The sequence below is a fragment of the Janthinobacterium agaricidamnosum genome (assembly GCF_003667705.1).
Lineage (GTDB): Bacteria > Pseudomonadota > Gammaproteobacteria > Burkholderiales > Burkholderiaceae_D > Janthinobacterium.
This window is the reverse complement of sequence record NZ_CP033019.1, coordinates 5,679,117-5,698,322: the sequence shown is the minus strand read 5'-3', so window position 1 is coordinate 5,698,322 and position 19,206 is coordinate 5,679,117. Positions and strand designations below refer to the sequence as shown.

General features: G+C 60.0%; 17 protein-coding genes. 9 read left to right on the top strand and 8 right to left on the bottom strand.

Annotation, left to right across the window (positions count from 1 at the left end; all coding sequences use genetic code 11):
- Window positions 1-95: 95 nt before the first annotated feature.
- From D9M09_RS25745 to D9M09_RS25735, 3 genes are all read right to left on the bottom strand, one after another.
- Entirely contained in the window at window positions 96-2,819 is a 2,724-nt protein-coding gene (locus D9M09_RS25745; RefSeq protein ID WP_070224810.1) for a TonB-dependent receptor, read from the bottom strand.
- Window positions 2,820-3,296: 477 nt separating this feature from the next.
- Entirely contained in the window at window positions 3,297-3,974 is a 678-nt protein-coding gene (locus tag D9M09_RS29840) for a PEP-CTERM sorting domain-containing protein (protein ID WP_070291889.1), read from the bottom strand.
- Window positions 3,975-4,176: 202 nt separating this feature from the next.
- On the bottom strand, window positions 4,177-4,662 hold the full coding sequence (locus D9M09_RS25735; RefSeq protein ID WP_034781194.1) for an asparaginase domain-containing protein: 486 nt from the start codon (window positions 4,660-4,662) through the stop codon (window positions 4,177-4,179).
- A 178-nt stretch (window positions 4,663-4,840) separates the two neighbouring features.
- Between D9M09_RS25735 and D9M09_RS25730 the strand changes: the two genes are divergently transcribed.
- Window positions 4,841-5,614 (top strand): L-asparaginase, encoded by a 774-nt coding sequence (locus D9M09_RS25730; RefSeq protein ID WP_121670687.1) that lies wholly within the window; start codon window positions 4,841-4,843, stop codon window positions 5,612-5,614.
- Here D9M09_RS25730 and D9M09_RS25725 read toward each other — a convergent pair.
- Window positions 5,602-6,615, bottom strand: coding sequence for a D-2-hydroxyacid dehydrogenase family protein (locus D9M09_RS25725; protein WP_070224807.1), 1,014 nt, complete (start codon window positions 6,613-6,615; stop codon window positions 5,602-5,604). The two genes, D9M09_RS25730 and D9M09_RS25725, sit on opposite strands and share 13 nt — an antisense overlap.
- A 357-nt stretch (window positions 6,616-6,972) precedes the next feature.
- Between D9M09_RS25725 and D9M09_RS25720 the strand changes: the two genes are divergently transcribed.
- Both D9M09_RS25720 and D9M09_RS25715 read left to right on the top strand, forming a co-directional pair.
- Window positions 6,973-8,844 (top strand): phosphoenolpyruvate carboxykinase (GTP), encoded by a 1,872-nt coding sequence (locus D9M09_RS25720; protein WP_121670686.1) that lies wholly within the window; start codon window positions 6,973-6,975, stop codon window positions 8,842-8,844.
- Window positions 8,768-9,562 carry a hypothetical protein gene (locus D9M09_RS25715; RefSeq protein ID WP_162995796.1) on the top strand — a complete coding sequence of 265 codons (795 nt, stop codon included), beginning with the start codon at window positions 8,768-8,770 and terminating at the stop codon, window positions 9,560-9,562. The genes D9M09_RS25720 and D9M09_RS25715 overlap by 77 nt, the downstream gene beginning before the upstream one ends.
- Window positions 9,563-9,629: 67 nt before the next feature.
- On the opposite strand, the gene uvrA is transcribed toward D9M09_RS25715, so the two are convergent.
- Window positions 9,630-12,479 (bottom strand): excinuclease ABC subunit UvrA, encoded by a 2,850-nt coding sequence (gene uvrA, locus D9M09_RS25710; RefSeq protein ID WP_121670684.1) that lies wholly within the window; start codon window positions 12,477-12,479, stop codon window positions 9,630-9,632.
- 381 nt (window positions 12,480-12,860) lie between these two features.
- Between uvrA and ssb the strand changes: the two genes are divergently transcribed.
- Together ssb and D9M09_RS25700 are read left to right on the top strand one after the other, a co-directional pair.
- On the top strand, window positions 12,861-13,376 hold the full coding sequence (gene ssb / locus D9M09_RS25705; RefSeq protein WP_034754418.1) for a single-stranded DNA-binding protein: 516 nt from the start codon (window positions 12,861-12,863) through the stop codon (window positions 13,374-13,376).
- 150 nt (window positions 13,377-13,526) lie between these two features.
- Window positions 13,527-14,036 carry a DUF1203 domain-containing protein gene (locus tag D9M09_RS25700; RefSeq protein ID WP_205602307.1) on the top strand — a complete coding sequence of 170 codons (510 nt, stop codon included), beginning with the start codon at window positions 13,527-13,529 and terminating at the stop codon, window positions 14,034-14,036.
- On the opposite strand, the gene D9M09_RS25695 is transcribed toward D9M09_RS25700, so the two are convergent.
- Window positions 14,033-14,449, bottom strand: a complete 417-nt coding sequence (locus D9M09_RS25695) for a hypothetical protein (RefSeq protein WP_070291905.1) — start codon at window positions 14,447-14,449, stop codon at window positions 14,033-14,035. The genes D9M09_RS25700 and D9M09_RS25695 overlap by 4 nt on opposite strands.
- A gap of 288 nt (window positions 14,450-14,737) precedes the next feature.
- On the opposite strand from D9M09_RS25695, the gene D9M09_RS25690 reads away from it, so the two are divergent.
- Window positions 14,738-15,517, top strand: coding sequence for an acetoin reductase (locus tag D9M09_RS25690; RefSeq protein WP_070291911.1), 780 nt, complete (start codon window positions 14,738-14,740; stop codon window positions 15,515-15,517).
- 141 nt (window positions 15,518-15,658) lie between these two features.
- Entirely contained in the window at window positions 15,659-16,165 is a 507-nt protein-coding gene (locus D9M09_RS25685; protein WP_162995795.1) for a GNAT family N-acetyltransferase, read from the top strand.
- A 6-nt stretch (window positions 16,166-16,171) separates the two neighbouring features.
- Here the strand turns inward: D9M09_RS25685 and D9M09_RS25680 are convergent, their stop codons facing one another.
- Window positions 16,172-17,020 (bottom strand): hypothetical protein, encoded by an 849-nt coding sequence (locus tag D9M09_RS25680; protein WP_083287363.1) that lies wholly within the window; start codon window positions 17,018-17,020, stop codon window positions 16,172-16,174.
- A 165-nt stretch (window positions 17,021-17,185) separates the two neighbouring features.
- Here D9M09_RS25680 and D9M09_RS25675 point away from each other — a divergent pair, with 165 nt between their 5' ends.
- Both D9M09_RS25675 and D9M09_RS25670 read left to right on the top strand, forming a co-directional pair.
- Complete coding sequence (locus tag D9M09_RS25675; protein WP_121670682.1) at window positions 17,186-17,752, top strand: GNAT family N-acetyltransferase; 567 nt, start codon at window positions 17,186-17,188, stop codon at window positions 17,750-17,752.
- Window positions 17,749-18,501 carry a metallophosphoesterase family protein gene (locus D9M09_RS25670; RefSeq protein ID WP_121670681.1) on the top strand — a complete coding sequence of 251 codons (753 nt, stop codon included), beginning with the start codon at window positions 17,749-17,751 and terminating at the stop codon, window positions 18,499-18,501. The genes D9M09_RS25675 and D9M09_RS25670 overlap by 4 nt, the downstream gene beginning before the upstream one ends.
- Here the strand turns inward: D9M09_RS25670 and D9M09_RS25665 are convergent.
- Window positions 18,498-19,127: a hypothetical protein gene (locus D9M09_RS25665; protein ID WP_121670680.1), complete on the bottom strand. Its 630-nt coding sequence runs from the start codon at window positions 19,125-19,127 to the stop codon at window positions 18,498-18,500. The two genes, D9M09_RS25670 and D9M09_RS25665, sit on opposite strands and share 4 nt — an antisense overlap.
- Window positions 19,128-19,206 lie beyond the last annotated feature (79 nt).

The window sequence follows — 19,206 nt, the reverse complement described above, 5'->3', positions numbered from 1 at the left end:
TTTTTTCGCCTGTGCAATTTGCCGGCGCATAAAAAAAGCGCCTTGCACGGTGAAGTGCAAGGCGCCTTTCAGACAAGCTAATTCAACACGTCAAATTAGAACTTGTAGTTGCCGGTGACGTAGAACGAACGCATCATCGGATCGGCGTAGCGGGGGTCGAAACCGATCTGGTGGCCCGACGAAGCGCGCAGCGACAGCGGCGGTGCACGGTCGAACAGGTTTTTGATGCCTGCGCGGATCGTGGTTTGCTTGTCAAAGGCGAAACGTGCTTGCCAGTCGAACGTGGTGTACGACGGTACTTGCAGGCGGAAGTTTTTCTCTTCTTTTTGGGTCGCCAGGTTGTACACGGTAGCGGGAGCATCGGTGTAGCCGTTACGGTAGTTGACCGTGACCGTGTTGCTCAGGCGGCCCGTGTCCAGGGTCGTCGTCAGCTTCATCAGGTTGCGGAACGTGACTTCGTTGGTGTCGCCGAAGAAGTTCATGTTGCTGGTGAACACATTGTCGCTACCGGCTTTGGTGTAGTTGGCGTGCAACATGTGCGTACCGCTCAATTGGGCGGTCAGCTTGCCGAAAGAAAACTTGTGGTTGGCGGACAGATCCCAGTCGATACCACGGTATTCCTTCTTGCCGATGTTGACCGACAGTTTCTTGAACGCGTAGTAAGCGATGCCGGTCGATGGTTCGATGTATTCACCGAAGCTCGATGCATACTTGACCGGATCGGCAAATGCTTGCTCTTCGGATACTTCCGACACGGCATTGCGCAATTTCACATCCCACAGGTCGGCGCCGAACGAGAATGCCGAGCTAGGCTCGACACGGAAGCCCAGGGTGAACTGCTTCGATTTTTCCGATTGCAGATCCGGGTTGCCTTGCGATACCGCGTTGTATTGCGTTGCTTCCGCGCGGCACAGTGCGTTACCTGGGTATGGGCAGTCAAATTTCTTGGCGGTAAAGCCGGCGTTGACCAGTGGCTGAGCGATGTCCAGCATGCTTGGCGCCTTGAAGCCCGTGCCGTAGGAACCGCGGATCAGCACGGTCTGTACCGGCTGCCAGCGTGCCGATACCTTGTAGGTATTGGCGCTGTCTTTTTTACCGACAGTTTTGTTGTTCAGCTTGTCATCGATCGCCTTGACAGCATCGTAACGGCCGCCGACGGTCATTTCGAACGACTTGGTCAGCGGTGCCAGCAACTCGACGAAGGCGCCGTAGGTGTCGCGGCTCATGTCGTAGGCTGGCTTGGTGTTGAAGCTGTAGATGTCGTCGCCGGTGGCGCCTGGCGATTGCTCATACGTATAGGTGCGGTAGTCGCCACCGATACCGAGGCTGGCCTTGCCGCCTGGCAGGCTGAACAATTCACGCGAGCCGTGCGTGTCGATGCCGCGCATCGTGGTCGATGCGGTGCGCACGGAGCCGACGAATTGCGCGCCAGCGACCTGTGCTTGCACGGATGGCTTTTGTGTCGCAGCAAAAGGATTGAAGTCCGGATTGGCCAGGATATTCTTGAATTCCTGGCTCTTCTGGTAACCGCCCGTGTAGCGCTCGTCGATCGAGTTTTGCGACCAGGTCAGGCCGCTTTCGAAGTTCCACGCGCCCAGTTCGCCTTCCACACCGACGACCATGTGTTTGGTTTCGGTGATGGTGTTGCTGGCACGCAGGCCGAAGTCGGTGCTGCGGTAGTTGGCCGTCACGGATTTGACGTCGGCACGTTGCGCTGGCGTCAGGTAGGGCGACACATAGGTGTTGTACAGCGCGCTGTCCTTGGCGATTGCGATCGGGATCGGATTGGCGGCGATACGCGCCGTCAGGTCGTAGCGCGAGTAGGCCAGTTCGGCGAATGCATTCAGGTTGTCGTTCAGCTTGTACGTCGCTTTGGAGAACAGGCTGTCGCGTTTCGATTGCGGCACGATTTCCACGGTGGAACCCGTGTCGAAGCCGCAAGCGCGTGCATTGGCGGTGGTGACGTCGAAACCTTCAGGGCAATTGCCATTTTTAGCCAGGTAAGGCGAAAACGCGGTCGATGGCGCACCGCTCTTGTAGGCAACCGTGGCGCCTGCTGGCGAAGCCGATGTGCTGGTGCGGTCCCAGATGTAGTTATTGCCGTTGCGGCTGAACGGCACGTACGAGGTGGCGGCGAACGTGCGGTCGGTGGCGCGCAGTTTCGATTGCTCGTCATGGCGGTACGACAACAGCACGTTGAAACGGTCTTCGTCCAGGTCGCCGAAACCGTAGGTGACGCTGGTGTTCCAGGCGTTGCCGCCCTTGTCTTCCGGACCGCCGTAGGTGGCTTCCAGGGTGGCGCCTTGCTGGTTTTTCTTCAGGATGAAGTTCAGTACGCCGGCGATGGCGTCCGAGCCGTACAGGGCCGAAGCGCCGTCGGTCAGGATTTCGACGCGTTCAACGGCGCTCATCGGAATGGCGTTCAGGTTGACCGTGGTGCCGGAACCTTGTGGCGCGATGCGGCGGCCGTTCAACAGCACCAGGGTGTAGGTTTCGCCGATACCGTGCAGCGAAGCACTGGTATTGCCGCCCGAGTCGGAACCGGCGGCGACGGCGCCGATGGTGAAGCCTTGCATCGCTGGCAAGGCCTGGATCAGGTCGGCAACCGAAGTGGCGCCCGATTTGGCGATCGCTTCTTGCGACAGGCGCTGTACAGGCAAGGCGCCTTCGACAGCGATACGCTTGATGCTCGAACCGGTAATTTCAACTTTTTGAATTGCTTCGTCCGCCATGGATTGGCCGGAGAACAAAACGCTGCCTGCCAGGACGGTCAGGGCCAGGCGTACGCTGCGTACGCCAATCTTTTCTTTAAATGCCATTGTAACAATTACTCCGTAGTAGTTTTAATAACGACAAGCAGTACACGAGCACCGTTCTGGTCATCGGGTAGATGCCCAGCGGTGTTCGTGTACGGTAGGCGGAACCACGTCGGTGGGAGGTGGAAGACTACTTAGCGCAATATTGTTATAAATGCACTTTTGACTTGTCGAGGCAAACATTATGTCGTCTCAGCAAGAAAAAATGCACCTCAACCGTGTCGGATTTGGCAATAAATTCGAGATACTGAAGAATATTTGATTTAAATGTTAAATATAGATTTTATATTTATAAATATCTGCGTTTTTAAAAATGATCAATGGCGTTTTTTTGCAACATAAAATTATTGTATTGGCAATTCGATGTTTTGCCAGCAATAATTAGATGAAAAATGTTGTATTGCAGAATTTATGCAAAGTAAAAAAATGTAAAAAAAAGCCCGCTGAAAGCGGGCTTGTCGAGGTGCTGCAGAGTGGAAATCAGGCGCTGTGCTTGCCTGTTTTTCTGCGGCGTGCCATGAAGCCGACCAGGCCGAGACCGGCCAGCAGCATGGCGTATGTTTCCGGTTCAGGCACTGCGGCCACCGGTGAAGCGAAAGTACCGGTAAAGGTAGAGTAATTGCCATACTGGTTGCTGGCAGATTGTGCAGTAGCGGCGCCATAGCCGAAATAGGTGCTGATGCCGACCGTGTTGGCGCCGACGGCAACATTGCTCAGGGTAATGCTGAAGTTGGCGGTCGAGCCTGGCGTGTACACGGACTGCGTATATTGGCCCCACCAGGTGTAGGCCGCGTAGCCCGATGGCGCCACCAGGTTTTGCGAGCCGTCGCCGCCCAGATCGAGCTGGGCGCTGGCACCTTGCGACCAGAAGCCGGGGGCGCCGTTCAATGGCGCAGGGGCGGTGGAACCGACCAGCGTGGCGGAGACAGGAACGAAAATCGTGAAACCGTCCAGGCCCGTCTGGCCGCCGATGCCCTGGTTATTGTTCAAGACGCTGTAATCGAAGGTCCACGTGTTCGCGCCTGCGGCCGTGGCCGATGCCGTTACCGTATATTCATTGGTGAGGCTGGTCGTCGCGTGGGCGGTGCCGCTCAGCGCAAACGCGGCGGCAATGGCGCCCAGTTGGAACAGTTGTACAGCCGATTTGCGCTTGGTCATGAGGAATTCCCGAAAAAGGGGTTAGTCGATGAGCCAAATATAGCATTGAAGCATGAGAAATAATTGTAATTATGAACAAATATATTGCTCTTTTGCTTGCAATATTTCCACGCGGGAATTAATGTGGGTATTCCTTATCCTCGTAGAAATATTGCCATGCCATTTTGTTGTTGCGCTGCGACGTTGCCGCAGTACAATTGCATCACAGCGGCTGGAACACCCCGGCGGCGCGGTTCTTTTGCACATTGTCCCATGCAAAAATCTGGCCATTCATGGCCACGTAGACGCCGGCTGGCAAGGTTTGCGCCACGCCGCACGCAAAGCCCAGGTTGAACAGGGCATCGGAGTTGTCGATTTCGTAGGGAATCATGGCGCCCGTCAAAATGACCGTTTGCTGCAGGTTCGCCGCGCCCAGCACTTGCGCCGTTTCGCGCATGGTGTCGGTGCCGTGGATGATGACGATGGCTTTTTCTTGTGCCGCGCGGCACGAGGCGAGCACGCGCTGGCGGTCCGCATCCTGCATGTCGAGCGAGTCCAGCAGTGGCAATTGCTCCAGCGCCACGGGCGCCGTCATGCGCGCGCGGGCAATCGCTGCCGGCAAATGACTGTCGGAAAAGCCCAGGGTACCGTTCAATTCGTTGTAGTGCTTGTCGAAAGTGCCGCCGGTGGCGAGTATGCGCAATGTCATGATGTGGTCACGATGTCAGTGGAGAATGACGCGCATGATATCGTGGATTGCCGCCCTTGCGTGAATGACGCTGCGGATGGGACGGCGTGCTTGCCGCCTGCGCTTGCGCCGCATCTGGAAAATTTGGCCATCTGTGAGTACACTGGTTTCTTTGTTTGCCAGCCACCCCCGACTCCGTATGAAAGCGCTCGCTCCCGGCACCGTCATTTTTCACCGCCACCGCGGTTACGGGGTGATCACGTCCGTCAATTTGCTGACGGGCTGGATCGTCGCCCGTTTCGGCAGCGAAGCGCGGACCCTGGACCTGAACCTGTCGACCGACGACGTGCAGTTTGCCGATGGCGAAGCGATCCTGTTTCGCCGCGCGCCGCCCGACCGCATGCCGCACGCGCGCCTGATGGCGATGGTGCGCGCACTGCACCAGGCCGGCTATCAAAAACTGTATCTGTATTCCTGGCCCAAGCCATCCGGGCTGCACTGGCGCTGGCATTTGTTTACGGGGCCGCGCGACTGGATGCAGCGTCCTTGGCGCGAAGGCTGGTATGGCTCGGGCGCCGATTACAACGTCAATCCCGTGATGGGCTGGGGAGACTCTCCCGGCGCTTCCACTGGCGAGCTGATCGATGCCCTGGCCCGTTTCGATCCGCAAGGCCTGGCACAGGCGCTGGGGCGCGACGACGACCATAGCGAGTGGTTTGGCCGTGTCTGCGACGCTTTATTACCCCATTATATGTACAGCCTGGACATGCAGCGCGCGCCAGGCGAACCCTTGCAAGACATGCCGCCCGTGCCGGTCGTGGCCGTGCGCGCCGGCGTGGCGCCGTACAGTGGGCCTGACATCGCCTGGCCGCCCGGCTGGACCGGCCTGTGGCGCGGCCGGCACGTGCTGTCGGCGCCCGCCATCCGCATCACGGGCGAGCCCGACCTGATCAAGGGCTTTCAGCGCTCCTGAGGGGCTTGGCGCGCATGCTGCAATGCTTCGGGATTGAGCAGGCGCGTGCATTGATGCTGCGTAAAATCGACGATGTTTTGCAAGGCGTAGCGGAAATACAGCTCATAGCTGTCACGCTCGACGTAGCCCAGGTGTGGCGTGGCCAGCACGTTCGGCAGCAGCAGTAGCGGCGAGCCTGGCGGCAGCGGCTCGTCCGTAAACACGTCGAGCGCGGCGGCGCCCGGATGCCCTTGTGGCAGTGCCGCTTCCAGCGCGCCATCGGCCACCAGCTCGGCGCGGCTCGTGTTGACGAACAGGGACGTCGGCTTCATGCGCGCCAGATCCTCGCTTGTGACCAGGCCGCGTGTCTTGTCGGACAGGCGCAGATGCAAGCTCAGCACGTCGGCCTGCTCGAAGAACGCCTCGCGCGAGACCGCCGCCGTGTCGCCGGCCGCCACGGCCGCTGCGCGGCTCGCTTCGCTGCCCCACACGAGGATGGTCATGCCGAAGGCGCGGCCATAGCCGGCGATCAATTGGCCGATCTTGCCGTAGCCCCAGATCGCCAGGGTGCGCCCTTTCAATACCGTACCGAGCGTGTTGTGCTTTGGCTCCAGCGACGACGTCTGCCACAGCCCCTCCTGCAAATGTTGCGCGTACGGCACGATCTTGCGCTGCGCCGCCATGATCAGCGCCCACGTCAGTTCGGCCGGCGCCGTGGGCGAGCCGATGCCTTCCGCGATGGCGATGCCCAGCTCGGTGGCGGCCGCCACATCGATGTGTCCGCTGACCTTGCCCGTTTGCGAAATCAGTTTCAGGTTCGGCAGTTTCGACAGCAAGGCACGGTTGAAACTGCTGCGTTCGCGGATCAGCACCAGCGCGTCGAACGGCGCCAGGCGGATCGCCAGCTGGCCCAGGCCCCGCGCCGTATTGCTGAACACTTTGACCTCGTGGCCGTCGAGCAATTTGAAACAATCGAGGCCGCGCACGGCATCCTGGTAATCATCGAGTATGGCAATTTTCATGGTGGATGGCCGATTTTAGTAAGGATTTGGTAGGGAAATAACAGGATACGGGAAATGCTGAATAGCCTACTACATTAGTCAAGCTATTCTCCTACATTTTTGCGAGAATAGCCGTTACGCGGGTGTACAATCGCCGGCACTTTTGAAGCTTCGTGATTATAGTGATAGCGCAAACTGTTCCTGCAGCCCGGGAGCATGATCCAGGTAAATGCCGCTGGCGCGAACGCCGCGGCGGACACGACACCAGAGCCCTGCCCGCGTGAACACACCGCCCGCAGTGAGCCGCAGCCACCTCTCAACGATGCTGCCTGTCTTGCCGGAACGACCAGAATTTCTTTTATTGGTATTGGAGGTAATATGAATCAGCCCGTCATGGGTGGCGTCGCCGCACTCAACGTCCCAGCTTATATTAAACAACAGAAACTGATCAACTGGGTGGCCGACATTGCCGCGCTGACCAAGCCAGACCGCATCTACTGGTGCGATGGTTCGCAAGAAGAGTACGAGCGCCTGTGCGCCGAGATGGTTGCCAGCGGCACCATGAAAAAACTGAATGCCGACAAGCGCCCGAATTCCTACCTGGCCTGCTCCGATCCGAGCGACGTGGCCCGCGTCGAAGACCGCACGTATATCTGCTCGGCAACGAAAGAAGCGGCCGGCCCGACGAATAACTGGACCGAGCCTGGCGAAATGCGCCACACCCTGAATGGCCTGTTCGACGGCTGCATGCGCGGCCGCACCATGTACGTCGTGCCATTCTCGATGGGCCCGCTGGGTTCGCCGATCGCCCACATCGGCGTGGAACTGTCCGATTCGCCGTATGTCGCCGTCAACATGAAGATCATGACCCGCATGGGCCGTGCCGTGTACGACGTGCTGGGCACCGATGGCGAATTCGTGCCGTGCGTGCACAGCGTGGGCGCGCCGCTGGCGGCCGGCCAGCAAGACGTGAAATGGCCGTGCAACAGCACCAAATACATCGTGCATTTCCCGGAAACGCGCGAAATCTGGTCCTTCGGTTCCGGCTACGGCGGCAACGCCTTGCTGGGCAAGAAATGTTTCGCCCTGCGCATCGCCTCGAACATGGGCTACCAGGAAGCGCAAGCATCGGACAACAACCCGGGCTGGCTGGCCGAACACATGCTGATCCTTGGCGTGGAGTCGCCGGAAGGCAAGAAGCATTACGTCGCGGCAGCGTTCCCGTCGGCTTGCGGCAAGACCAACTTCGCCATGCTGATCCCGCCGGCAAGTTTTAACGGCTGGAAAGTAACTACCATCGGCGACGATATCGCCTGGATCAAGCCGGGCGCCGATGGCCGTTTGTATGCCATCAACCCGGAAGCGGGCTACTTCGGCGTGGCGCCGGGCACCAACGAAAAAACCAATTACAACTGCATGGCCTCCATGCGCGACAACACGATTTTCACCAACGTGGCGCTGACGGACGATGGCGATGTCTGGTGGGAAGGCTTGACCAAGGAAGCACCTAGCCACCTGATCGACTGGCAGGGCAAGGACTGGACGCCGGCGTCCGGCACCAAGGCCGCGCACCCGAATGCACGCTTCACGGTTGCGGCAACGCAAAACCCCGTGATCGACGCGGCCTGGGACGATCCGGCCGGCGTGCCGATCTCCGCCTTCATCTTCGGCGGCCGCCGCTCGACCACCGTGCCGCTCGTCACCGAAGCGCGCAACTGGGTCGAAGGCGTGTACATGGCTGCCACCATGGGCTCGGAAACGACGGCTGCGGCCGTGGGCCAGATGGGCGTCGTGCGCCGCGATCCGTTTGCCATGTTGCCGTTTATCGGCTATAACATGAGCGATTACTTCCAGCACTGGCTGGACATGGGCGTCAAGGTGGGCAAAGTCAACGCGGCGGCCCTGCCGAAGATCTACTGCGTCAACTGGTTCCGCACGGACGAGGCAGGCAAGTTCGTCTGGCCTGGCTTCGGCGACAACATGCGCGTGCTGAAATGGATGCTGGAGCGCATCGAAGGCAAGGCGGGCGGCGTGGAAAACCTGTTCGGCACGACACCGCAGTATGGCGACCTGAACTGGGATGGCTTGCCATTCACGCAACAACAATTCGACACCATCACCTCGATCGACAAGGCCGCGTGGGTGGAAGAATTGAAATTGCATACGGAATTGTTTGAAAAACTCGCGTATCATCTGCCGCAAGAATTGGCAGATCACAAGGCTGCGCTGGAAAAGCGTCTGGCTGAGTAAACGTTTAGTAGTGGGGGAGAAACACGCCGGCAAAGACTGGCGTGCGATAAATGACACGCCGGCAATGACTGGGGTGCTATCAAAAGAGAAACGGCGCGGATTGCATGAGCAATCCGCGCCGTTTTTTATTGCCGGTATAATAATTGTCCTATGGAAATTATTCGCTGTCATGCCTGCCCAAAAAATACAAAAAACGATCATCATCATTAGTACCGTGGCCGCCTGCCTGCTCGGCAGCAGCGCTCATGCCGATCACCGCCAGGATTGTGAAAGTGCGGACTATGCCAAGCGATATGACGACACATTTGCTGCAGGCATGAAGAACAATGTCGAGCGCCTCAGGCAGCAGCAGGCCACACATCAAAAAAAGCTGGACGGCATGGTGGCTGCCTTGAAAAAAAGCGGCGTGTGGTCGGACGACGACTCCGTGACGTTCTTTACGAATATCTGGGCGGATGAGAGCGGGAAGGCTGTGGAGGCTGGCCGGAAGAAGGCGACCGAGCGATGGAAGATTCAAGTGCTGACGGTGCAGTCCTGGGATGCCACCATGAGCGACCACCCAGCGCAGAAGACGCGCGGCATGTGTTTGCTTGCTCCCCGTGTACTTGATGAGGCCATTGTCTTTTATGATGCGCTGGAAAAGGTCTGGAGCTATATGGAAATGAAAGTTGCGGAAGTAGCCAAGGACAAAAACGTGACCCTGCCGGCATTGCCGTAGACTCGGGAATAAAAAACGGCGCGGATTGCATGAGCAATCCGCGCCGTTTTTTATTGCGCTGCTGTTGTTACTGCTTGAGCAGCGGTCCCAGGTACTTGCCTGTCACGCTGGCCGGGTTGACGGCCACGTCTTCCGGTGTGCCCGTGGCGATGATCTGCCCGCCGCCGGCGCCGCCTTCGGGACCCAGGTCGACGATCCAGTCGGCCGTCTTGATGACGTCCAGGTTGTGCTCGATGATGACGAGCGTGTTGCCCTGGTCGCGCAGGCGGTGGATGACTTTCAGCAGCAAGTCGATGTCGTGGAAGTGCAAGCCCGTCGTCGGTTCATCGAGGATGTACAGGGTGCGGCCCGTGTCGCGCTTGGACAGTTCCAGCGACAATTTCACACGCTGCGCCTCGCCGCCGGACAGGGTGGTAGCGCTCTGGCCCAGCTTGATGTAGCCGAGGCCCACGTCGAGCAGGGTTTGCAGCTTGCGCGCGATCAAGGGGACCGGTTTGAAGAATGCATGCGCCTCTTCCACCGTCATGCCCAGCACTTCCGTGATGTTCTTGCCCTTGTATTGCACTTCCAGCGTTTCGCGGTTGTAGCGCTTGCCGTGGCACACGTCGCACGGCACGTAGACGTCGGGCAGGAAGTGCATCTCGACCTTGATCACGCCATCGCCCTGGCACGCTTCGCAGCGTCCGCCCTTCACGTTGAACGAGAAGCGGCCCGCGCTGTAGCCGCGTTCCTTGGCCGTCGGCACGGTGGAGAACAAGTCGCGGATCGGCGTAAACAAGCCGGTATACGTGGCGGGATTCGAGCGCGGCGTGCGGCCGATCGGTGCCTGGTCGACGGAAATGACCTTGTCGAAGTGTTCCAGGCCGCTGATCGATTCGTGCGGCGCCGGTTCCGTCTGCGAACCATACAGATGGCGCGACAGGGCCGGATACAGGGTATCGTTGACCAGCGAGGACTTGCCCGAGCCGGACACACCCGTGACGCACGTCATCAGGCCCACCGGCAAGCTCAGCGAGACCTTTTTCAGGTTGTTGCCCGTCGCGCCAGTAATCACCAGCTGCTTTTCCGGGTTGCTCGCATGGCGCTTGGCTGGCACGGCGATCTTCAGCTTGCCGTTCAGGTACTGCGCCGTCAGCGACTTCTTGTTCTTGAGAATGTCGGACAAGGTGCCTTCGGCGATGATCTCGCCGCCGTGCACGCCCGCGCCGATGCCCATGTCGACGATGTAGTCGGCCGTGCGGATAGCGTCTTCGTCATGCTCGACCACCAGCACGCTGTTGCCGATGTCGCGCAAGTGTTTCAAGGTTTCGATCAGGCGGTCATTATCGCGCTGGTGCAAGCCGATCGACGGCTCATCGAGCACATACATGACACCCGTCAAACCGGAGCCGATTTGCGACGCGAGGCGGATGCGTTGTGCTTCGCCGCCGGACAGCGTATCGGCGCTGCGGTCCAGGGACAGGTAATCGAGGCCCACGTTGTTGAGGAATTTCAGGCGCGAAATAATTTCCTTGACCACGCGGTCGGCGATCTCTTTCTTGGCGCCCGTCAGTTTCAGCTTTTCAAAGAATTCCAGGGTCTCGCGCAGCGGTTTTCCCGCCACTTCATAGATGGCGCGCTGCTGCTTGCCGGTGCCGACCTTGACGAAGCGCGCTTCCACGCGCAGGCGCGCCCCATCGCAGGACGGGCAGCATTTTTCATTGATAAACTTGGCCAATTCTTCCTTGACGGCCATCGAATCCGTCTCGCGGTAGCGGCGCTGTAAATTATTGACCACGCCTTCGAACGTGTGTTCCTTGATGACGGTGCGGCCCCGTTCGTTGACATAGGTAAACGGAATCACTTGCTTGCCGGAACCGTACAGCACGGCTTGCTGGGAATTCAAGTCCAGCTGCTCGAACGGCATGTCCAGGTCGAACTCGTAATACGCGGCCAGGTTCGACAGCATCTGGAAGTAAAACTGGTTGCGGCGGTCCCAGCCCTTGACGGCGCCCGACGCGAGCGACAGGTTCGGGAACGCGACGATGCGTTTCGGGTCAAAGAATTCAATGTGTCCCAGGCCGTCGCATTCGGGGCAGGCACCCATGGGGTTGTTGAACGAGAACAAGCGCGGTTCCAGTTCCTGCAGGGAATAGCCACACACATTGCAGGCGAACTTGTTCGAGTAAACATGTTCCTGGGCGGTATCCATTTCGTAGGCAATGGCGCGGCCATCGGCCAGGCGCAGGGCTGTTTCGAAACTTTCCGCCAGGCGCTGCTTGATCTCCTGGTTCACCTTGACGCGGTCGATGACGACGTCGATCGTGTGTTTTTCCGTTTTCTTTAATTTCGGGAGGTCATCGACTTCATAGATCTTGGCCGCATGCGTGCCGCTCTGCACGCGAAAGCGCACGAAGCCCTGCGCCTGCATCTGCTCGAACAGGTCCACGTGTTCGCCCTTGCGGTTGGCGACGACGGGCGCCAGTATCATCAGCTTGGTGTCTTCCGGCATGGCCAGCACGGCATCGACCATTTGCGATACGGACTGGGCGGCCAGTGCGTTTTCCGGATGGTCGGGGCAGTAGGGCGTGCCCACGCGCGCATACAGCAGGCGCAGATAATCGTGGATTTCCGTCACGGTACCCACCGTCGAGCGCGGGTTGTGCGACGTTGCCTTCTGTTCGATGGAGATGGCGGGGGATAGCCCCTCGATCAGGTCGACATCGGGCTTTTCCATCAATTGCAGGAACTGGCGCGCATACGCCGACAGCGACTCGACATAGCGGCGCTGGCCTTCCGCATACAAGGTGTCGAAGGCCAGCGACGACTTGCCGGAGCCGGACAAGCCGGTAATCACGATCAGCTTATTGCGCGGCAAATCGAGATTGATATTCTTGAGGTTATGCGTGCGAGCGCCGCGAATGCGGATCTGTTCCATGTGATTGCCTTGCTTTCAGTGAGTGGTGCGGCCGGCGCATTGTGCCTGGGTGCAGATGAGGAGCCACAACGGGTCAACCTGTAACTATAGCCGGGTTTTGCTCTGCATGCCTGAGGCGTCCATGGGCGGATTGCGCCGCCGGGCGAACGTGCCCTGACAAAGTTTGATGCAGATGCGTACTGACGTTTGAATACTGTATATAATACCAGTATTCAAGTTTCTTGTTTTCCTCTGCCGTGAAAAAAACGTGCCACCGCACGGGAGATGGCGTCCGCCAGAAAGCGGGTGCTTTGCGTCGCGTGGTCGCTTATAATCCTCGTTTAGTACACTAAACTAACGCGCGGGACACCGGCTCCCGCTGCAGTTCATCAGGAGTTATTCATGGCATCAGTCAACAAAGTCATCATCGTCGGCAATCTGGGCCGTGACCCGGAAATCCGCTACATGCCTAGCGGCGACGCGATCGCCAACATCGCCGTGGCCACTTCGTACAAATCGAAGGACCGCAACACGGGCGAACAAAAAGAATTGACAGAGTGGCACCGTATCTCGTTCTTCGGCCGCCTGGCGGAAATCGTCGGCCAATACCTGAAAAAAGGCTCGTCCGTCTACGTCGAAGGCCGTCTGCAAACCCGTAAATACACGGACAAGGACGGCGTCGAGAAGTATGCGACCGACATCATCGCGGAACAGATGCAAATGCTGGGCGGCCGTTCCGGCATGGGCGGCGACGCCGGCGGTGGCGATGACAGCTACGGTGGTGGCGGTGGCGGCGGTTACGACGCCCCGGCCCCGCGCCAGGCGCCAGCCCCGCGTCCAGCTCCGGCACCGGCGCCACGCCCGGCACCGAAGCCAGCGCCGAACTTCTCGGATATGGATGACGACATTCCGTTCTGACGCCTGGCGTCAGACACTGTCGATAAAGAGCCTGCTTCATCCGTGAAGCAGGCTTTTTTTATGGGCACGGGCTGTAGACGGCGATGCGGGGGCGCATGCTGACATTCGATCGCAAGAAGCGGATGGCGGCGCTGTCCCGATGCTGGTCTGATGGTGTTTTTGACGACGCCGGAGAACAGCATGGATTTTCGCATTACGGGGCTGTCGCCCGAGCCCTTTCTGCCCTTTTTTTTCCTATCCGATGCCGAGCTGGCGGCGCTCGGCATGCGGCGCTACGTGGTCGACCAATACCCCGGATTTCCTGACCGTATAACGCTGGAGGACGCCCCGCTGGGCGAGACCGTGCTGTTGTTGAACCATGTGTGCCAGCCCGCCATGACGCCTTACCGGGCTTGCCACGCCATTTTTGTCCGCGAGGGCGCCACGCAAGTGTACGATGCCATCAATCAAGTACCGGAATCGATGCGGCGGCGTTTGTTGTCGCTGCGTGCCTATTGCGCCGACGGCATGATGCTCGATGCCGATGTGGTGGAAGGCACCGCCATCGAGGCCGTCATTGCACGACTATTCGGCAATGCGGACGTCAGTTATATCCACGTCCACAATGCCAAGCGGGGCTGTTATGCGGCCCGCATCGACCGCGCGGACTCCCTTGCCTAATCGCGCAAGCCCATCTCCAGACTGTAGCTGGCTACCGCATTCCTGCGCGCCGCGTTGCGCATCAAATACACCTGCACCGTGTACTCGCCATCGGCTGGCAGTTTCGCCTGGTAACTGTTGCCGCTGGTCGAGCCGATGAACAGGGCTTCCTCCTGGCCGGCCTGGCGGATGTTGAAGTAATTCGACGCCTGATTGGTTTTCAGCTTGACGCTGAGGGTCTGGCCGGCCTTGCCTGTCAGCGTATATTCGGCCGTGGCGTAGCCCTTGATCTTGCCTTTCACGCTGCGCGCGGCTTTGCCTGCCGTCAATTCCACTGTTTCCTTGTGGACAGGGTCGGCGCTCCAGGCGGGCGTGGCAAACACGAGGGCCGCCAGCAGCAGGCCGGGGCAAAGGGACAGGTGACGACGCAGCATATGGCATTTCCTTTGAACGTGGATGAATAAGCAGACGGTGGCGATGCCGTCCATGTTACGCCAGCGGTTGCCATGCGCCTGTACGGCAGCGCGCGTATGGCCAGTTCGAGGACGGTTTTTTCACCTTTCTTGACCTATGTAGTTTTTCTGGCCGCGCACGTTTCAAGATGCGGCGAAATACGATTTTCGGGTAGGCTGAAGCGTCTCTTCGATGCGGAACTGGCTGCGGGCGCCGCTGCGCCGGACCGGTTTTGCAGCTCTTCTTCCCTGTATTGAAAGGAACGCAGAATGGGTATTTCCGGAAAAGTCGCGCTGGTCACGGGTGCCGCGCAAGGTATCGGCAAGGCCATCGCCTTGCGCCTGGCCAAGGATGGCGCCGATATCGCGCTGGTCGACCTGCACCAGGAAAAACTGGACGCGGCCGCCGCCGAAGTGCGCGCGCTGGGGCGCCGCGCCATCACCTTCATTGCCGACGTGTCGCAGCTCGATCAGGTGAGCGCGGCGGTGGCGTTTGCCGAGCAGGAACTGGGCGGCTTCGACATCATCGTCAACAATGCCGGCATCGCGCAAGTGCAGCCGCTGCTCGACGTCACGCCGGAAGAGGTCGACCGCATCATGCGCATCAATGTGCAAGGGACGCTCTGGGGCATCCAGGCGGCCGCCAAGACCTTCAAGAAGCGCAAGCAGAAGGGCAAGATCATCAATGCCTGCTCCATCGCCGGGCATGACGGCTTTGCTCTGCTGGGCGTGTATTGCGCCACCAAGTTTGCCGTGCGCGCGCTGACGCAGGCGGCGGCCAAGGAACTGGCGGCCGACGGCATCACCGTCAACGCGTATTGTCCTGGCGTCGTCGGCACGGACATGTGGGTCGAGATCGACAAGCGCATGGCCGAAGTGACAGGCGCCGAGCTGGGTGCGACGTATAAAAAATTTGTGGACGGCATCGCGCTGGGACGCGCCGAGACGCCCGATGACGTGGCGGGACTCGTTTCCTTCCTGGCAGGGCCTGACGCCGATTACATGACGGGCCAGGCGCCGCTGATCGATGGTGGTCTCGTGTACCGTTGAGGTATTGACCGCGCAGAAAAAACAGGCCGCGCTGTCACCGATAGCGCGCCTGTTGGCGTGGCAATGCAGCGCTGGAATGCAGCAGGGGGTGGTGCTACACTCGCTATTTTCAGCGACGCCAGGCGTCGGAAAGACGGGACCATGCCAGTCGCACAGAACATGATATTACGCGCCGTTGCGCCCGGCGAAGAAGGGGTGCTGGCGCGGCTGTTCCAGCTGTACTGCTATGAGAATACCGCCTGGAGCGGTGAAGACGTGCTGGCCGACGGTCGCTACGATGTGTGCGATGCCGGGCTGGCCGAGTATGTGCATGCGCCCGCGCATACTGCCGTCTGGATCGAGGTCGATGGTGCGCTGGCGGGCTTTTTCATCACGGAGCCTGGCGTGGCGGGCAAGCTGCCGGTGCAGGAGTTCAGCGACTTCTTTATTTTGAAGAAGTACCGGCGCCGGGGCGTGGCGCTGGAAGTGGTGCGCCGCGTGCTGCTGGGCAGCGAGCAGACGTGGCTGGTGGCGACGTTCCGCGCCGATGCCGCTGCCTGCGCGTTCTGGCGGCAGGCATTTGCGCGCCTGCCGTTTGCCAGGATCGAGGCGTACGAGGATCCGGACTTGCCGCAGTTCCAGCTGACTTTGCTGAAACCGGCGGCCTGAGCCGGTTTAGAAGCGTACTTTCACATATGCCGACGGTCCCGTCAGGCGGATGTTCAGGTCGGCATCGCGTTCGCTGTCGCGGTGCAGCTTGATTTTCGAGATGCCGTAGTCGGCCACGAAACCGATATTCTTGAACGGGAACCACTCCACGCCGATATTGCCGCCGTAGATGTGGCCGTTGATGCGCCCGCCGTTTTTCTTGATGCCCGACGCTTCCGCATACATGCGCAAATCCGGCGTGAAGGCATGGCGCCAGCCCACTTCCAGCAGCGGCGCAAACGCGTGCTCGCCGATGGAATCGCGCGCCGTGGCCGTTTCGCCATTGACGACGCCGGTGGCCGTGCCGTTCAGGTTGGCATGGTAATAGGCGGCGCCCAGACCGATGCCCAAGGTGTCGTTGCCGCTGCCGAGCCACCATTTATAGGCCAGCTTGGCCAGGTCCAGCTTCAGATCGGCATTTGCCGTGGCCGTTCCCGTGACGGGCTGGCCATTGATGATGGTCTCGCCCGTCAGGCTTGGCGTGTAGGATTTGTCGTAGCGGTAGTAGTCGAATGCCAGGCCATGGCGGTCACCGATCAGCAAGTCCGCCTTGATGCGCGGGATGGTCGTATGGCTTTGCTTCGATTCGGGCGCGTCGATGCGGCCAAATTGCGTGTCGGCGCCGATATTGATGCGCGGATCGGCGGAAAACGCCCCCACCGAGATGCTGACACGGTCCAGCGTGGGCGATGGCTCGGCCCGTGCAGTGGCGGCCGCCGTGGCAATGCCCAGCACGCCCAGCATCATGGCGCCGCGCAAGGCGAGGTGGTGCGGGCGTGGTGGGGACAGGCGGGTGGACACGGACATGACAGACATGGGGTAACTCCTCAAAATAAAGTGAAAACTGTCGCGACGTTTTGGGCAACAGTGCAATGAGGAAATGGTAGCAATTGTTACTTTTGAATTACGTAGCCGCACGGCGCAAATTACCGTCGGATTTGTCCTACCACATGTAAGTCCTGGTTAGAGGAGAGGAAAACGATGCAAGCAATCATCGAGCTGGCGACACCGCGTTTGCTGCTGCGCCAATGGCGCGACAGCGACTTGGCGCCGTTCGCGGCGCTGAATGCCGATCCCCGCGTGACGGCATATTTCCCGACGGCCCTGTCGCGCAACGCCAGCGACGCCATGGCGCGGCGCTGCAGCGGATTGATCGCCGGGCGGGGCTGGGGTTTATGGGCGGTAACCTTGCGTGAAAACAATGCCTTCATCGGCATGACGGGGCTGCATAGCCCCGACGCGCAATTGCCGTGCTCGCCATGCGTGGAAATCGGCTGGCGTCTGGCGTTCGATTACTGGGGACAAGGTTACGCGCAGGAAGCGGCGCACGCCGCCCTGCAGGTTGGTTTCGAGCGTTTGCAACTGCCGGAGATCGTCTCGTTCACGGCCTTGCCCAACGTGCGCTCGAGCACCCTGATGGCGCGCCTGGGCATGCGTCGCGATGCTGCTACCTTCGAGCATCCGGCCCTGCCGCCAGGACACGCATTGCGCACCCATTGCCTGTATCGTCTGACGCGCGCAGAATGGGGCGCACAGGAGGGAACATGAGAATCGCCGCCATTTCCGATATCCACGGCAACCTCGATGCGCTGGAGGCCGTGCTGGACGACATCGCCCGGCGTGACGTGGACGTGACCGTCAATCTGGGCGATATCGTCTCGGGCCATCTGCAGCCGCGCGCCACGGCGGCGCGCCTGATGGGGCTCGGCTTGCCCACCATCCGCGGCAACCACGAGCGCCAATTGTTCGGCGACCCGGCCCGCATGGGCGTGTCCGACGCTTTTGCGCGCGCGCAACTATTACCCGAGCAACTGGACTGGATCGCGGCGCTGCCCGCCACCTTGCGCCTGCGCAAAGACGTGCTGCTCGTGCATGGCACGCCGGCAAGCGATCTCGTGTATTTTCTCGACAGCGTCACGCCGCAAGGCAGCCGCGCCGCCACGCCGCAGGAGGTGGCCGAACGGGCCGGCGAGGCCGATGCGGCCTTGATCCTGTGCGGCCACACGCACATGCCGCGCCAGGTGCGCCTGGCCGATGGACGGCTGATCGTCAATCCGGGCAGCGTGGGCTTGCAGGCCTACGACGACGACCACGGCTATCCGCACGTGATGGAAAACGGCACGCCGCACGCGCGCTATGCCATCGCGGAACAGGGCGCCGATGGCGCCTGGACGGCGCACTTTCACGCCGTCGCGTACGACTGGGAAACGGCGGCCCGGCTGGCGCTGGCCAACGGCCGGCCCGACTGGGTCACGCCCTTGCGCACGGGATTCGTCGGGCCGCCTGATGTTGCTTAGCAGCTTGGGGCGCGCGTGATGGGCACAGGCACCAGTTCCGTCTTGCCGTCCTTGGCGATCACCCGGTTGATGCTGATGCTGCAGCGCTTGCCTTCCCACGAGAACGCCGCTTCGTAATCTTCGCCCGCGCGCGGCGTGAAGGTGATGTCGCCACTGCAGCTGGGCGAGACGGTTTCATAGTTGATGCCGTTGACCACATAAAATGGCGAAACGTCCTGGAAGCCGATACGCAGGCTGCTTGGCTTGTCGGCTGGAACTTCGTATTCGCGGAAATAGGCTTTCGAGAAAATCCCATCCTTGCGCGACAGGTTTTTCGACGTTTCCGTTTCCGGGATGCCCAGGCTGGTATTGCTGACACTGCCAATCAGGGAACCGAAGGCGGAACTCATGCCGCCACTGGCCTTTTCCACGCCATCGCTGAACATGCCGCGGATGCAGCTGCTGTCGCGGTACAGGAAGGCCGTGGCGCCATTCTGGCCGAACAGGCGCAGGCGGCTGATGGCCGATGTTGCCGGCGCCGCTGGCGCGCTGGCCGCTTCGGCGGCGGGTGCTTCGGTGGTGGCGGTATCCTGGGCAAAACTGGCGCTGCAGAGCAACAGGGAAAAGAGGAAAGCAGGTTTTTTCATTGGCTTTAAAAATTATCAAAAAGAAACAATATATACCATTCGGCAATATTTTGTTGCTTTTTTGAATCGCTTCGCCTCT

Bases quoted from the DNA above. Each gene is read 5' to 3' on its own strand.
- D9M09_RS25700 (WP_205602307.1), top strand. From the start codon at position 13,527: ATGGTGTTTTTGACGACGCCGGAGAACAGCATGGATTTTCGCATTACG.
- D9M09_RS25665 (WP_121670680.1), bottom strand. From the start codon at position 19,127: ATGAAAAAACCTGCTTTCCTCTTTTCCCTGTTGCTCTGCAGCGCCAGT.
- D9M09_RS25670 (WP_121670681.1), top strand. From the start codon at position 17,749: ATGAGAATCGCCGCCATTTCCGATATCCACGGCAACCTCGATGCGCTG.
- D9M09_RS25680 (WP_083287363.1), bottom strand. From the start codon at position 17,020: ATGTCTGTCATGTCCGTGTCCACCCGCCTGTCCCCACCACGCCCGCAC.
- D9M09_RS25735 (WP_034781194.1), bottom strand. From the start codon at position 4,662: ATGACATTGCGCATACTCGCCACCGGCGGCACTTTCGACAAGCACTAC.
- D9M09_RS25675 (WP_121670682.1), top strand. From the start codon at position 17,186: ATGCAAGCAATCATCGAGCTGGCGACACCGCGTTTGCTGCTGCGCCAA.
- uvrA (WP_121670684.1), bottom strand. From the start codon at position 12,479: ATGGAACAGATCCGCATTCGCGGCGCTCGCACGCATAACCTCAAGAAT.
- D9M09_RS25745 (WP_070224810.1), bottom strand. From the start codon at position 2,819: ATGGCATTTAAAGAAAAGATTGGCGTACGCAGCGTACGCCTGGCCCTG.
- D9M09_RS25685 (WP_162995795.1), top strand. From the start codon at position 15,659: ATGCCAGTCGCACAGAACATGATATTACGCGCCGTTGCGCCCGGCGAA.
- D9M09_RS25695 (WP_070291905.1), bottom strand. From the start codon at position 14,449: ATGCTGCGTCGTCACCTGTCCCTTTGCCCCGGCCTGCTGCTGGCGGCC.
- D9M09_RS29840 (WP_070291889.1), bottom strand. From the start codon at position 3,974: ATGACCAAGCGCAAATCGGCTGTACAACTGTTCCAACTGGGCGCCATT.
- D9M09_RS25720 (WP_121670686.1), top strand. From the start codon at position 6,973: ATGAATCAGCCCGTCATGGGTGGCGTCGCCGCACTCAACGTCCCAGCT.
- D9M09_RS25690 (WP_070291911.1), top strand. From the start codon at position 14,738: ATGGGTATTTCCGGAAAAGTCGCGCTGGTCACGGGTGCCGCGCAAGGT.
- D9M09_RS25725 (WP_070224807.1), bottom strand. From the start codon at position 6,615: ATGAAAATTGCCATACTCGATGATTACCAGGATGCCGTGCGCGGCCTC.
- ssb (WP_034754418.1), top strand. From the start codon at position 12,861: ATGGCATCAGTCAACAAAGTCATCATCGTCGGCAATCTGGGCCGTGAC.
- D9M09_RS25730 (WP_121670687.1), top strand. From the start codon at position 4,841: ATGAAAGCGCTCGCTCCCGGCACCGTCATTTTTCACCGCCACCGCGGT.